This is a genomic window from Cytobacillus oceanisediminis 2691, assembly GCF_007678455.1.
Taxonomy (GTDB): Bacteria; Bacillota; Bacilli; order Bacillales; family Cytobacillaceae; genus Mesobacillus; species Mesobacillus oceanisediminis_A.
Map to the genome: position 1 here is coordinate 228,564 of NZ_VEEP01000002.1, position 14,251 is coordinate 242,814.

The window sequence follows — 14,251 nt, forward strand, 5'->3', positions numbered from 1 at the left end:
GCTGAAAAATTATCTCTAATAATAAGATGGCCAGGTTGGATTTCTCCACCTGGCCATTTCTTTATAATAGTTTCTTTTCAATTTTCCGTTCATAATTTTTAAAAATAGAGGAATTTGTCCTGGCACCCCTGCTGGACATGATTTTATTGTACTTAAGCAACTTGGCGCTGAGTTCCTGGTTCAGCCTGTTTTTCTCTTCGGGATTTTCACAAGTTCGGATCAAGTCCTCGATTGACATCACTTCCTGCCTGAGCCTCTGTTCTTCTAGTGAAAAACCAGCGTTTTTCAGCATCTTGTACGCCATTCTAAGGTGTTCCGGCACAGCTGACAAATCTTCCAGAATCAGCGGTTTTCCGTAGCTTGGCAGATTTTCAAACTCTCCATCTTTATAAGCACGCTTGATACGATCCTCAGAAACCACCATTGAAAAATCCATCCGAACCACTCCAGTCCATTAAATTCATCATAACTACCATTAGTATATAACTTTCATCCATTTTTTTCTAATTTAAATATTCGGAAATAATATTTTATCGCGTTAAAGGTTTAAAGATACAGCAAGCAGGCTATTAAATAGTAAAAAATTACACATCAAGGGGTGTCATTGAATGAATGTTGGGGGAATTGGATTCACTCTGGTTTCGGCTGCCTTTTTCATGGGTCTGGTAGCCTGGTATTCTTATATAAAAACGAAAGGGGAGGTCAGTGATTCCGCAGGTTACTTCCTCGCTGGGCGCGGCCTGACAGGCGGTTTCATTGCCGGTTCCCTGCTGCTTACCAACCTGTCAGCTGAACAACTGGTCGGCTTGAATGGCCAGGCTTACCGCACCAATATGTCAAACATGGCCTGGGAAGTTACAGCTGCCTTCGCGATCATTATCATGGCCACCTACCTTCTGCCGAAATACCTCAGGGGCAACTTCACTACCCTTCCCGAGTTTTTGAGCAAGCGGTTTGATGAAGGCGTAAGACAATACACTGTCCTCCTGTTCATGCTCGGATACATACTCGTGACTGCACCTTCCATGCTTTATTCTGGTGCCATGGCTGTGCTGCAGCTTTTCAACGTTCCTGAACTATTTGGCATTTCTTATGAAGCATCGGTTTGGATTGTCATCTGGATCATTGGCATCATCGGTGCCATCTATGCAATTTTCGGCGGACTCAAAGCAGTCGCAATTTCGGATACTTTAAATGGTATCGGCTTAATCATCATCGGGCTGCTTGTTCCGATCCTTGGTCTGATCGCATTGGGAGACGGCAGTATCGGCGATGGCATTAAGCAAATCGCCACGACCGACACTGAAAAAATGAACTCCATCGGGACAAAGCAGGATTCCGTGCCTTTTGGGACCATTTTTACCGGTATGGTTTTTGCCAATCTATTCTACTGGGCTTCAAACCAGTATGTCATCCAGAGAACCCTTGGCACAAAGAACCTTGCTGAGGGACAGAAAGGTGTATTAATCTCCGGGTTTTATAAGCTGCTTGTGCCACTTACAATGATGATTCCCGGTGTTATCGCTTTCCATATGTATGGAGGCGGCTTGAAATCGGTGGATCTCGCCTATCCGGCATTGATTTCCGATGTCCTTCCGAAATGGATGTCCGGCTTTTTCCTGGCCGTCCTCCTCGGAGCAGTCCTGAGCTCGTTCAACTCGTTACTGAACAGTGCTGCAACAATGTTCGCGCTCGATATCTATAAAGCGCGCTTTAATCGAGAAGCTGATGATGCAAAATTGATTTCCGTAAGCAAAATTTCCGGCACGCTTCTGGCAGTCATTTCATTATGTATTGCACCATTGTTGATGAACGCGCCTGAGGGCTTATGGGACCTGATCAGGAGATTCACAGGCTTTTTCAATATCCCGATCATCGCCATCCTGCTTGTCGGCATATTCTCAAAACGAATACCAGCACTGGCAGCAAAAGTTGTGATCATCTTCCATGTCATCACATACTATATGCTTGTCTGGGGAACCCAGCATCTGTTCGATTATGCAGTGCCAATCCACTTCATTCATATATACGCAATCCTGTTCGTGACTGAAGTCGCCATCATGGTCGGGATTGGAATCTGGAGGCCAAGAGTGACACCATATACCTTCCGATCAGAAGCAGCTGTTGACATGGTTCCGTGGAAATACACATTGCCAGTATCCATAATCTTGCTTGCATTCGTTGCCATCACCTATGTTGTGTTTTCTCCGGTCGGATTAGCCTACGACGGCGGTTATGTATCGACAGCATTTTGGCCAGTCATCGCAGGTATCGTCATAGTCACAGCGATTCTATCCTATGCTGCCATAAAAAAATGGAACAGATCCTACTCCAGATACCTGAAAAAAGAAAATACGGTTATTGAAAGAAATATCAGCACCAATGCAAATTTAAAAAGTACGGTTACGGACTTAACATAGAAATGTGACCTATTAGAGTGAATCTAATAGGTCTTATTTTTGCTGTATTGAACGCTCTGTTCATGTATATTTCATTGGATATTTTGAGGTGAGTCTTTCTCTGAAATATTCAGGAAACCCCTTTTATTAGACATTTTGGAACGGAGCTTTGTTTGAAATGCCTAAGAAACTGCTTTTATTAGACATTTCGGAACGGAACTTGGTCTGAAATGTCCAGGAAACTGCTTTTCTTAGTCATTTTGGAACGGAACTTTGTTTGAACTGTCCAGGAAACTCTTTAACCCGAATGCCCAAAGAATCCCTGCTTAAATCACTCCTTCAAAAAGAAGGCGTCTGGCAACCCAGACGCCTTTTCTTATTGGTATCCTTTCGCATTCTCTTTTAAGATTTTGTCTTTGAACAATGTGTAGCTCCATGATTGGTAGGCAAGGATGATTGGCACGAAGATGATTGCGACAATGAACATGATCGTCAGGTTGAGTTTGCTTCCGGCTGCGTCGAATAGACTGACACTGTAGGTGCTGTTTATTCTTGATGGCAGCATGTTCGGGAACATCCCGATGAATCCGAACGCCATTTTTGCGAATATGGTTAGGCAGACTGAAGTGAACGCATAGCCGATTTTCTTTTTAAAGATAAAGTAAGCTGATGAAAGCATCGCGGCCAAAGCGAGAATTGGTACAATCCAGAGAACTGGATGCTCTGAGTAGTTATCCAGCAATGGAGTCCGGTTCACTGTTGCCAGGAAGAATAGTGACAGCATTGCTGGTGCCACTCCGGCCAACACACGCGAAATCCTATAAGCCAGCACTGCGGTTTGTCCTGATGTTTTTAACTGGATCCATAATGACCCGGATAAAAGGAACAGCGAAACAAACAGGAATCCTCCCAAAATCCCATATCCATTGAGAAGGCTGAACAAATTCCCTTCGTAGCCATTTGCCCCGATCATCAGGCCGCGATACAAATTGGCGAAAGTGACTCCAAACAAGAAGGCGATCAGGAAGCTTCCGGCAAAAAAGCTCCATTTGCAGGCTGCCTGCCAGATTGGGTTGTCATCCTTATGCATGAATTCGAGCCCGACGGCCCTTATGAACAGGGCAATCAAGACGAGAAATAACGGTGTGTATAAAAAGCTGAACATGTCGGCATAGACGGATGGGAATGCGGCGAAGGTCGCACCTCCGGCTGTAATCAGCCAGACCTCGTTCCCGCCCCAGAACGGTCCGACTGCTTCCTGTAGCTGGTTTCTTTCCTGGCGGTTTTTCGCTGTGAAGGGCAATAGCATCCCTGTTCCGAGCGTGTATCCATCAAGGATGAAATAAACGGTCCAGATCAAGCCCCAAAGACCAAACCAAATAATCGCGAGTGTATCATGAGACATGCTTCACGCCTCCTTCAAGACCATATTGGGCCTCTGATTCCGGCCCTTTTTTCGCATACTTTATGATCAAATAGACATCTGCAATCAGGAGAACCGTGTAAAAAATGACGAGCGCTGCCAGTGAGAAGACCACTTGTGATACAGCAATCGGAGACACACCCTCTGTTGTCTTCATCAATCCATAAACCACCCACGGCTGCCGTCCCGCCTCTGCCACCATCCACCCAGCGTTAATTGCAAGGTATGGAAGGAGCACGGAGTAAAGGACGAGTTTCAAATATCGAGGGGAGCTCTCGAGCTTATTTTTCCGGTGCAAATACAATCCATACCATGATACAGCCAGGAAAAAGACGCCGAGCGCGACCATCACCCTGAAGGCGTAAAATACCAATTCAACATTCGGCCGTTCATCCTTCGCTATATCATTCAGGCCCGTTACCTCGCCATCGAAGGAATTCGTGTAAAAAAAGCTGCCAAGTTTAGGAATGCTGATTGCTTCAAACGCATTCCGCTCATTTTCCTGGTCAGGAATCTGTATAAGATGGAAAGGCATGTCCTTCTGGGTTTCCCAGACTGCTTCCATCGCCGCTCCTTTAGCCGGCTGCATCTTTGCCGCGAATACCCCGGATTGGTGGCCGATGAATGGAGTCAGCGTGGCAGAGAACAGTGCCATTGCCAGCCCGTATTTGAAAGACTTTTTATAGAACCCTGTTTCATTTTTCCTCAGTAAATGATAGGCACTGATGGCCATCATGAAAAACGCGCCAACGATATAGGCACTGACGACTGTATGTACGAACATATACCATGCATAAGGATTGGTAACGAGCTCCGTAAAGCTGTTCAGCTCTACACGGCCATTTTTCAGGACATAGCCTACAGGATTTTGCATGAACCCATTGGCAGTTATGATCCATAGTGCAGAGATATTCGTGCCGAGCGCAACCATCCAGATTGAGATAGCCCGCATTTTTGGCGAAAACTTGTCCTTGCCGAACAGCCAGATGCCCATGAAGGTCGATTCAAGAAAAAAAGCGGCCAGTGCTTCAATCGCGAGCGGCGAACCGAAAATGTCCCCCATATACTTCGAATACTCGGACCAGTTCGTCCCAAATTGGAACTCCATTGTAATGCCGGTGATGACTCCAAGAACAAAGTTGATCGCAAACAGCTTTCCCCAGTAATCCGCCATCCGTTTATACGTCTGGTCAAGGGTGCGAGCATACTTGGTCTCCATGATGGCTACAAGAATGACCAGTCCAAGCGTCAGCGGTACAAACAAGAAATGATAAAACACGGTGACAGCAAACTGAATCCGGCTTAATATCAGGACCTCATCCATTTTGATTCCTCCAAAATTCATTAGTTTGTGAAAAGATTAACATAGTCGTAATTCTATTTTAAAAAAACTTTGTGAGTGATATCGAAGATTTTTGTAGATATTTTGTGACATCTTTCCTATATTTTGTGATGCGCGTCACAGACATAAAAAAAAGGCCCTGTATTAAGGACCTGCACTCATTAAATATTTCCGATATTCGAGGGATTTGTACTGACTCCAGGCTGCCCGGGCACCCAGTTCGCCGGTACGCCTTTCCCTGTTTGCTTCGCATATTCCAGTGCCTGGAGAATTCTCAGATGTTCCGGGAGATTCCTCCCCACGTTTCTTGGATAAGTCAACTTGGCTCTGATAATGCCTTCGGGATCGATAAAAACTGAAGTCCTGAAGCAGGCTCCTGTCGTTTCATCCAGCACCCTGTAGGCACGGCTGATGACCTGTGTCCTGTCACTGACCATCGGGAACGTCACATTTTTCAGTGATGGTGAAGTTTCTTTAAAGACGCGATGGCTGTAAACACTGTCCGTGCTGATGGACATCAGTTCTGCACCAATCGACTTTATATATGGATAAATAGCGGCGACCGCCGCCAGCTCTGTCGGTCAGACAAAAGTGAAATCGCTCGGATAGAAAAATAAAATGACCCAATTCCCACGATAATCCTCCAGATTGATTTTCTTGATATCACCATTGATCAAGGCATCTGCCGTAAATAATGGTGCCTGGTCGTCACGGTTTGCACAAAAAACAGTCGGGCATTCCACTAAATCTTTGGCATACACTTTTTCATCCATTCCAGCGCCCTCCTTTCATAAAATTTGTATCTATACAATCATATGCCGTTCATTTTTTATAAGGCTCTTTTCTCAAACTTTATTGCTATTGACTACATAATGGGATTGAATGAGCTAGTTTTCTACACAAAATTAAAGTTTGTTATGAGAAAAGAGCTTGCACACTTAAAAACGAACTGCAAAATGGCTTTATAGCACGTTAAAATCGGCTTTAGGATTTTAACATAAATCTTTACGAAAACAGCCTCTATATTTCAGGTTCCCTCAGGAAAAACTACATGAGACAAGAAAGGAGGGTTCACGAATGGGCAGAGGAAAAGAATTCAACCATAAGAAAAAAGGCCATCCAGGAGACTTGCCTGCAGATGCACTGAAAGCAAAACGTCCTGAAACCGAAGCACAGGAAGACGAGGAATTCCTGGTTGTCCAGGAAGCTTTCAAAAATCGGATTGAGGAAGATGAAGTATAAGTTATTCCTGAACCTGGCCAATAGCCGGGTTCTTTTTGTGAAACTTTTTCCACCGAACATCGTATAGTTATCCATACACAATCTTTTCACAGTCAGCACATAAAATTCGGGGAGGAATAAACATGATCGTAAGCACTACATCGACACTGCAAGGCAAGGAAGTTGAACAATACATGGGGGTTGTTTCTGGAGAAGCGATAATGGGCGCGAATGTCGTGCGCGACTTTTTGGCAAGTGTCACCGATGTGATTGGCGGCAGGAGTTCTGCATATGAGAACAAACTGGCTGAAGGCCGTGAAATCGCGCTTCGCGAAATGGAGGACAAAGCACGCCGCCTGGGAGCAAATGCCGTTATCGGTGTAGACCTTGATTTTGAGACCTTGCGTGAAGGCATGATGATGTGCATCGCAACAGGGACAGCCGTCAGGATTAAGGAATAAGGTTGTTGGGCTTCGTTTTCAAGAACCATTGTTTAAAATAAGGTATAAGGTTTATGTGCATCACTTCAGATAAAGGACCAGGCACACTGCCTGGTCCTTTTTATGATTCTTTTTTAAAATTAGCGATTACCAGTCCGTTTCCGACTACTGAGTCATGTTGGTGCACAAAGCCAAGTTTTTCATAAAGCTTGATGGCAGGCGTATTGGCGGCCCCGGTGGAGACAAGGATTTCTTGGCAGTCCTGGCGCTCAATCTCGGCCAGCAGCTTCCCGGCAATTCCCCTGCGGAAAGAGTCTGGGTGGACCATCATCCGATGAATATCCAGTACCTTCCCTTCCTTCTTAAAGGAAACCGCCCCTGCCAGCACACCTTCAATATAATAACCCATAAATGTTTCACCGCAATTCTGCAGTTGTTCGAATGTTTCTTTTAACGGAGGGATCTCGTCCGTGCCAATCAGATCCGCTTCAATCCTGTACGACTTTTTCTGAAGATCAAGAACTTCAGCAGCTGCCATGACGTCATTTAGTTCTATTTCCCTAATGATTGGCAGGATTCCATAGTCCTTGATTTTGTTTATTATCAATTCCGGCCTCCCCTGGAGTGAAGGCAGATTGTCCAATGCAAAAAAGCGCAGCTCCTTGCTTTCGCCATCGAGCATCTGCAGCTCTCCGCCCCAATCAGTACAGGCATACAAGGCAATCGCATTATAAATTTCATCGCCATTCGGATATTGAAAGTAATATTCCTTACCAGCGATAACATCCAAAAACTTCAATGTATTCAGGCGCAATCCCGTTTCCTCATATAGTTCTCTGCGGGCTGTCACTTCAAAACTCTCGCCAGGTTCCATCGCACCCCCTGGAATCCCCCACCTGCCAGTATCAGCGCGAAGCTGCAGTAATACTTCAAACTCCCTATTAAAAACAAGTACCGCAGAACCAGCCAGGATGAATGGACGGCTGCCGATCAAGGTACGGATTTCTTTAATATAATCGCTCATGGTTCCCTCCATTACAAAAAATCGCTTTTTTCTATTATACTAAGAAAAGCGGATGCGCCTCGCTCAGCCCCGACAAGCGCTGGAGGACCGACCGATGAAGTCGTTCTTTGACTTCATTGGGCGGACCGAAGCGACTCGAGGGGCTAGGCGCTGTAGCTAGACAATTCTCAAAGTTGAAATCATATAAAATGATATTATAAGTAAAGCATAAGCAAAACTGTTTTGTTTTGAAAGGAGCAATCATGAAATCATTAGTCCTTGCAGAAAAACCAAGTGTTGCCCGCGAACTGGCGCGTGTGCTTGGCTGCAATAAAACGCATAAAAGTTATTTTGAAGGAAATCAATACATCGTCACCTGGGCACTTGGCCACTTGATCGAATTGAAGATGCCGGAGAACTATGATCCGAAGTATAAAGTCTGGAAGCTTGAAGAACTCCCAATCATCCCTGAAAAAATGGGGCTGAAGGTCATCAAGCAGACGAGCCACCAATTCAAGGCGATTGAACATCTTGCTGAGCGCAAGGATGTAGGTGAATTCATCATCGCGACCGATGCCGGGCGTGAAGGTGAGCTTGTCGCAAGATGGATCCTTCAGCGCATCAACTGGCGCAAGCCGATCAAGCGTTTGTGGATCTCGTCCCAGACAGACCGCGCCATAAAGGAAGGTTTTAAAAATCTGAAGCCTGGCAAGCAGTATGAAGATCTGTACGAGTCGGCTGTCTGCCGTGCCGAGGCTGACTGGCTAATCGGCTTGAATGTCTCCAGGGCTTTAACAACCAAATATAAGGATCCATTATCTGCAGGGCGGGTCCAGACTCCAACACTCGCAATGGTCCTTGAACGCGAGGATGAAATCAATAAATTCGTTCCGAAGGATTACTGGACCATCCAGGCAAAGGTTGGATCTCTAAATGCTGAGTGGGACCATAAAGGCGAAAAGCGTATTTTTTCACAGGAAAAAGCAGACCAAATTCAAAAGAAGCTATCCAATAAGAAAGCAGCGTTGAAGTCACTCGATCGCAAACAGAAATCCGAACCGCAGCCGCTGCCATATGACCTGACAGAATTGCAGCGTGACGCCAATAAACGCTTCGGCTTCTCGGCAAAGAAAACATCCAATGTGCTTCAGGGTTTGTATGAGCAGCACAAGCTCGTCACCTATCCGCGGACAGACTCGCGCTATTTGACGACCGATATGGAAGCCACGATGCTCGACCGCCTTCAGGGAATCATGTCAGGTTATCGGGATGAAGCGAAACCGGCAGTCGCTCAAAAAGGCAAAGTCGAGGCACGCCGGGTCTTCAATAATGAAAAAGTTACCGACCACCATGCCATCATCCCGACAGAGGAACGGCTTCATCTGGCAGATTTGTCACCTGATGAGCGGAAGCTGTACGACTTGATTGTCCGCCGGTTCCTGGCTTTATTTTATCCAGCTTACCAATACGAGGTTGTCCATGCCAGCTTCGAGGTCGAGGGAGAAACATTATCTGCCCGCGAAACGAACATCCTTGAGATCGGCTTTAAAAAGGTACTTGGAAAAGATGAGGATGACGCCGCTACTCAATCCCTTGGCCATCTGGAAAAAGGTAAAAGCTACAATGTCGGCCAGGTGACTGTGAACAAAAAGAAGACTGAGCCGCCTTTGCGTTTGTCTGAATCAGATATTCTTTCAAAGATGGAGAAATTCGGCCTCGGTACGCCGGCAACAAGGGCAGAAATCATCGAACGCCTGATTTCATCAGAGGTAGTCGAGCGCCAGAACGGCCGCCTCTTCTCAACGCGGAAAGGGAAACAGCTTCTTGATCTTGTCAACGAGGAACTGACCTCCCCTGAACTCACCGCGAAATGGGAGAAAGAACTGGAGGAGATTGCCCGCGGCAAAGGCGATCCAAAGGCATTCAAAAAACGGATACGTGAACAAACCTCCCTCCTTGTTTCCGAGATCAAGAAAAGCGACAAAACCTATCGTGCCCATAACCTGACTGGCTCAAAATGCCCTGAATGCGGAGAATTCATGAAGGAACGCAAGACAAAAGAAGGACGCATCCTTGTCTGCTCAAGCCCTGAATGCAACTTCCGCAAGCATAAGGACCCTAAGCTGTCCCAGCGCCGCTGCCCGCAATGCCACAAGCGGATGGAAATCCATAACGGCAAGGCAGGCGCCTACTTCCAATGCCGACGCTGCAATGTCGTCGAAAAAGCTGAGGATAAGAAAAAAGGCGTAACGAAGCGCGAGGAACGCAAGCTGAAGGAAAAATACGCTCCATCCCAGGAAAACTTCGGCACAAGCCTTGGAGATCTGCTGAAAGCAGCACTTGAGGATAAGGAATAGTCTTTAGAGCAGCACCCCAGATTATCATCTGACGGTGCTGTTTTTATAGAAGTGAAGGGTGTGACTTGTAAAAAATTCCTTCGAAGTAGTATGATATTCGTTGGTTGTCATTAAAATCGAAAAGTGCAAGCTCCTCGAGGGCCAGGCGCTAGGAAAAGCTTATATTTAAAAGGAAACTAAGGAGCACCATCATGAGAATAAGAGATTGGGACCGGAACCTGAAGATTCGCCTGTTTGGCGAAGCGTTGATGAATATAACATTTTGGATGTTTTTTCCGTTTTTAACGATTTATTTTGCCGAAAGCTTTGGGAAGGACAAGGCTGGATTCCTGCTGATTTTTTCCCAGGTGTTCTCAGTGTTCGCCAATTTGCTTGGGGGCTATACGGCAGACAGATTCGGCCGCAAGAGGATGATGGTGATATCAGCATTCGGACAGGGCATCGCGTTCCTTATTTTTGCCTACGCGGTCTCACCATGGTACACCTCACCCATGCTTGGGTTTATCTGTTTCGCGCTTGTCGGCGTATTCGGTTCCATCTACTGGCCGGCGAGCCAGGCGATGGTCGCCGACGTCGTCCCTGAAAAAGACCGCAGCAGTGTGTTCGCGATTTTTTATACACAAATCAATATCGCCGTTGTTGTCGGCCCGATATTGGGGGCGATTTTTTACGTGAAATACCGATTTGAGTTGATGATTGCCGTTGCGATTATCTCGATCCTGCTTTCCCTTGTCCTGGCAAAATGGACGCGTGAAACGGTGCCTTCTTCCGCTAAGCAGGCACGTGCGGAAAATGGGAAATGGTATGATTTCCTTAAAGAACAAATTGCTGACTACAAGGTCATTATTCAGGACAAAGTTTTCCTCATGTTCATCATCGCTGGGATTTTAGCAGCACAGACTTTCATGCAGCTCGATTTGTTATTCCCTGTTTATACAAAGGAAATGGTGAATAATCAAACCGTTTTAGAACTGGGCAGCAAGGTGTTCACCGTAAATGGCGAGCAGGCCTTTGGCTTGATTCTCTCCGAGAACGGATTGCTTGTCGCTCTCTTCACCGTCGCTGTGACAAAGTGGGTAACGCGCTTCCCTGAACGGAATGTATTTGTGTTATCGTCGTTTGTTTATGCCGTCTCCATCCTGATGTTCGGCGCGACACACTGGATCTGGGGGTTGATTTTAGCAATGGCGGTCTTCACACTGGCAGAGCTGATGACGGCCGGTTTGCAGCAAACCTTCATTTCAAATCTGGCACCCGAGAAAATGCGAGGCCAATATTTCGCAGCGGCTTCGTTGCGCTATACCATCGGCCGGACGATTGCACCAATCAGCATCCCGCTCACCGTATGGATCGGTTATGGCTGGACCTTCACCATCCTGAGCATCCTCGCTGTTTTAAGCGCGGTGCTGTTCTGGGTGATGTTCCGGATGTATGAGAACAGGAAGTCAGCAGATGTTTAGGAAGAATAATGTGCTAAAAAACCCATGCAGGGAACCTGGCCTGCATGGGTTGTTTTCATAGTCGGATATTAAAAAGCATCTTAGGCGAGCTCTCCCATTGTCTGCAAAAGTCGAATGTCTTAAGTTTCTTTTTTCCTATGAAATCGTTACAATATAAAAGAAGATTCAGAAAAGGGGCGAAATAAATGAGTGATTTCCAAACGAACTTAGAAAAATATGCGGACCTTGCTGTCAAGGTTGGCGTGAACATCCAGAAAGACCAGACGCTTGTCATCAATACGACGATTGACTCTGCTGATTTTGTCCGTCTTGTTGTGAAAAAGGCATATGATGCAGGTGCTAAAAACGTTGTCGTCAACTGGAATGATGATGTTGTGAACAGGACGAAATACGATCTTGCACCTGATGAAGCATTCAACGAATATCCTGAATGGCGCGCACGTGAAATGGAAGACCTGGCTGAAAATGGTGCAGCATTCATGTCGATCGTGTCTTCAAGTCCTGACCTGTTGAAAGGTGTTAAGTCCGAACGCATCGCAAACTTCCAGAAAGCTGCTGGAACAGCACTTTCAAAATACCGCAAATACATACAATCTGATAAAGTCAGCTGGACAGTTGTTGCTGCTCCTTCTGAAGGATGGGCAAAAATGGTGTTCCCTGAGGATTCTCCTGAAACTGCAGTCCAAAAGCTTTGGGACGCGATTTTCAAGGCAGTCCGCGTTGATACTCCGGATCCGGTGGCTGCATGGAAACAGCACGACTCTTCCCTTCATGAAAAAGTTGACTACCTGAACAGCAAGCGTTACAAGAAACTTCACTACAAAGCACCGGGCACAGACCTGACAGTTGAGCTTCCAGAAAAGCATATCTGGGTCGGCGCTGGCAGTGTGAACGAGCAAGGTCACGAATTCATGGCCAACATGCCGACTGAAGAAGTCTTCTCTGTTCCGTCAAAAACAGGCGTAAACGGTTATGTTTCCAGCACAAAGCCGCTTAGCTACGGCGGAAACATCATCGACAACTTCAAGCTTACTTTTGAAAATGGAAAAATCGTCGGCGTCGAAGCAGAGGAAGGCGAAGAAATCCTCAAGCAGCTAGTTGCGACCGACGAAGGTTCACACTATCTTGGTGAAGTTGCCCTTGTACCATTCAACTCGCCAATCTCTCAATCAAATGTACTGTTCTTCAACACATTATTTGACGAGAACGCATCCAACCACTTCGCAATAGGAAGCGCTTATGCTTTCTGTGTAGAAGGCGGCAAGACGATGTCTTCCGAAGAACTGGCTGAAAACGGCCTGAACGAAAGCATCACCCACGTCGACTTCATGATCGGTTCTGATAAAATGGATATCGACGGCATCACAGCCGATGGTACAGCTGAACCAGTATTCCGCAATGGTGACTGGGCACTGTAAGATTGTGATTAATATTCAAGGTAACAGCCGGACATTTTGTTCGGCTGTTTTTTGTGAGGACTTTCTGGACTTCCGCTCTGCTTCGGAAAGCTTTCCTGCTCTTGCCCTCCAACCTGTCCGAACTTGACTCTGTTTCGGACAGGTTTCCTTCTTTCCTCACCAAACCTGGCAAAATCATGGGCTTTTCTTGACAGCTTTAACCCTCTTCCCATCAAACCTGTCTAAATCACGCTCTTTTCTTGATAGCTTTAATCCTCTTCGCATCAAACCTATCAAAATTACATGCTTTTCTTGACAGCTTTTCCTCTACTCAGTCAAACCTGTCAAAATTACATGCTTTTCTTGACAGCTTTTCCTCTTTTCTCATCAAACCTGGCAAAATCATGGGCTTTTCTTGACAGCTTTAACCCTCTTCCCATCAAACCTGTCAAAATTACATGCTTTTCTTGACAGCTTTTCCTCTACTCAGTCAAACCTGTCAAAATTACATGCTTTTCTTGACAGCTTTTCCTCTTTTCTCATCAAACCTGGCAAAATCATGGGCTTTTCTTGACAGCTTTAACCCTCTTCCCATCAAACCTGTCTAAATCACGCTCTTTTCTTGACAGCTTTAATCCTCCTCTCATCAAACCTGTCAAAATTACATGCTTTTCTTGACACCTTTCCCCCTCTTCCCATCAAACCTGTCTAAATCACAGCCTTTTCTTGACACCTTTCCCCCTCCTCCCAACAAACCTGTCAAAATCACGAGCTTAATATAGTTTCACAAAAAAATCCTGCTAAAATTAAAACTTCCTTTTCCCTTATGCACCCTATATCACTGTGCTATAATGAAGTTATCAAGGAAACTTTACATATAATATTAGATATATTGTTAACCTAATTGTTTATCTGGGGGCGACGTCTTGATTCAATTACAGATTATTGTGTCAGGAGAGGTTCAGGGTGTTGGGTATCGGTACTATACACAAATGAAAGCTATTCAGTTTGGAATTACAGGCTGGGTAAGGAATCTTCGGGAAGGCGGCGTTGAGATTCTTGCTTCAGGTGCTAAAGTTGATCTCGAGAAGTTCATTGATGAGGTGCGAAGGGGCAATCCTTTTTCCACTGTTGACCACATAGAAGTGAACGAAATTGAAAATACCGAAACCTATAAATCTTTCGCAATAAAATATTAAAAGGCAGAGG

The 14,251-nt window shown here is 45.7% G+C and carries 12 protein-coding genes and 1 pseudogene; 7 read left to right on the top strand and 6 right to left on the bottom strand.

Going from position 1 to position 14,251, the window contains the following annotated elements:
• Window positions 1-61 precede the first annotated feature (61 nt).
• A complete protein-coding gene (locus FS736_RS04685; protein ID WP_144475209.1) occupies window positions 62-436 on the bottom strand; it encodes a DnaJ family domain-containing protein in 375 nt (124 codons plus the stop codon).
• Between the two features lie 172 nt (window positions 437-608).
• On the opposite strand from FS736_RS04685, the gene FS736_RS04690 reads away from it, so the two are divergent.
• On the top strand, window positions 609-2,420 hold the full coding sequence (locus tag FS736_RS04690) for a solute:sodium symporter family transporter (RefSeq protein WP_144475210.1): 1,812 nt from the start codon (window positions 609-611) through the stop codon (window positions 2,418-2,420).
• 355 nt (window positions 2,421-2,775) lie between these two features.
• On the opposite strand, the gene cydB is transcribed toward FS736_RS04690, so the two are convergent.
• The 3 genes from cydB to FS736_RS04705 all read right to left on the bottom strand — a co-directional run bounded on the left by cydB (window position 2,776) and on the right by FS736_RS04705 (window position 5,937).
• Window positions 2,776-3,804 (bottom strand): cytochrome d ubiquinol oxidase subunit II, encoded by a 1,029-nt coding sequence (cydB, locus tag FS736_RS04695; RefSeq protein ID WP_144475211.1) that lies wholly within the window; start codon window positions 3,802-3,804, stop codon window positions 2,776-2,778.
• Window positions 3,794-5,146 carry a cytochrome ubiquinol oxidase subunit I gene (locus FS736_RS04700; protein ID WP_144475212.1) on the bottom strand — a complete coding sequence of 451 codons (1,353 nt, stop codon included), beginning with the start codon at window positions 5,144-5,146 and terminating at the stop codon, window positions 3,794-3,796. The genes cydB and FS736_RS04700 overlap by 11 nt, the downstream gene beginning before the upstream one ends.
• Window positions 5,147-5,325: 179 nt before the next feature.
• Entirely contained in the window at window positions 5,326-5,937 is a 612-nt protein-coding gene (locus tag FS736_RS04705) for a peroxiredoxin (protein WP_260983520.1), read from the bottom strand.
• Window positions 5,938-6,241: 304 nt separating this feature from the next.
• Here FS736_RS04705 and FS736_RS24145 point away from each other — a divergent pair, with 304 nt between their 5' ends.
• Complete coding sequence (locus FS736_RS24145) at window positions 6,242-6,406, top strand: hypothetical protein (protein ID WP_186326657.1); 165 nt, start codon at window positions 6,242-6,244, stop codon at window positions 6,404-6,406.
• A 122-nt stretch (window positions 6,407-6,528) separates the two neighbouring features.
• Window positions 6,529-6,846, top strand: a complete 318-nt coding sequence (locus tag FS736_RS04715) for a YbjQ family protein (RefSeq protein WP_144475215.1) — start codon at window positions 6,529-6,531, stop codon at window positions 6,844-6,846.
• 100 nt (window positions 6,847-6,946) lie between these two features.
• Here FS736_RS04715 and FS736_RS04720 read toward each other — a convergent pair whose 3' ends face one another.
• Window positions 6,947-7,363 carry a GNAT family N-acetyltransferase gene (locus FS736_RS04720; RefSeq protein ID WP_144475538.1) on the bottom strand — a complete coding sequence of 139 codons (417 nt, stop codon included), beginning with the start codon at window positions 7,361-7,363 and terminating at the stop codon, window positions 6,947-6,949.
• 54 nt (window positions 7,364-7,417) lie between these two features.
• Window positions 7,418-7,849: pseudogene (locus FS736_RS04725) on the bottom strand (NUDIX hydrolase); the annotation flags it as partial.
• Between the two features lie 242 nt (window positions 7,850-8,091).
• On the opposite strand from FS736_RS04725, the gene FS736_RS04730 reads away from it, so the two are divergent.
• From FS736_RS04730 to FS736_RS04745, 4 genes are all read left to right on the top strand, one after another.
• A complete protein-coding gene (locus FS736_RS04730; RefSeq protein ID WP_144475216.1) occupies window positions 8,092-10,185 on the top strand; it encodes a DNA topoisomerase III in 2,094 nt (697 codons plus the stop codon).
• Between the two features lie 191 nt (window positions 10,186-10,376).
• A complete protein-coding gene (locus tag FS736_RS04735) occupies window positions 10,377-11,645 on the top strand; it encodes an MDR family MFS transporter (protein WP_144475217.1) in 1,269 nt (422 codons plus the stop codon).
• 185 nt (window positions 11,646-11,830) lie between these two features.
• Complete coding sequence (locus FS736_RS04740; RefSeq protein WP_144475218.1) at window positions 11,831-13,063, top strand: aminopeptidase; 1,233 nt, start codon at window positions 11,831-11,833, stop codon at window positions 13,061-13,063.
• Window positions 13,064-13,968: 905 nt separating this feature from the next.
• Window positions 13,969-14,241, top strand: a complete 273-nt coding sequence (locus tag FS736_RS04745; RefSeq protein WP_144475219.1) for an acylphosphatase — start codon at window positions 13,969-13,971, stop codon at window positions 14,239-14,241.
• Window positions 14,242-14,251 lie beyond the last annotated feature (10 nt).

Bases quoted from the DNA above. Each gene is read 5' to 3' on its own strand.
- FS736_RS04685 (WP_144475209.1), bottom strand. From the start codon at position 436: ATGGATTTTTCAATGGTGGTTTCTGAGGATCGTATCAAGCGTGCTTAT.
- FS736_RS04690 (WP_144475210.1), top strand. From the start codon at position 609: ATGAATGTTGGGGGAATTGGATTCACTCTGGTTTCGGCTGCCTTTTTC.
- cydB (WP_144475211.1), bottom strand. From the start codon at position 3,804: ATGTCTCATGATACACTCGCGATTATTTGGTTTGGTCTTTGGGGCTTG.
- FS736_RS04700 (WP_144475212.1), bottom strand. From the start codon at position 5,146: ATGGATGAGGTCCTGATATTAAGCCGGATTCAGTTTGCTGTCACCGTG.
- FS736_RS24145 (WP_186326657.1), top strand. From the start codon at position 6,242: ATGGGCAGAGGAAAAGAATTCAACCATAAGAAAAAAGGCCATCCAGGA.
- FS736_RS04715 (WP_144475215.1), top strand. From the start codon at position 6,529: ATGATCGTAAGCACTACATCGACACTGCAAGGCAAGGAAGTTGAACAA.
- FS736_RS04720 (WP_144475538.1), bottom strand. From the start codon at position 7,363: ATGGCAGCTGCTGAAGTTCTTGATCTTCAGAAAAAGTCGTACAGGATT.
- FS736_RS04730 (WP_144475216.1), top strand. From the start codon at position 8,092: ATGAAATCATTAGTCCTTGCAGAAAAACCAAGTGTTGCCCGCGAACTG.
- FS736_RS04735 (WP_144475217.1), top strand. From the start codon at position 10,377: ATGAGAATAAGAGATTGGGACCGGAACCTGAAGATTCGCCTGTTTGGC.
- FS736_RS04740 (WP_144475218.1), top strand. From the start codon at position 11,831: ATGAGTGATTTCCAAACGAACTTAGAAAAATATGCGGACCTTGCTGTC.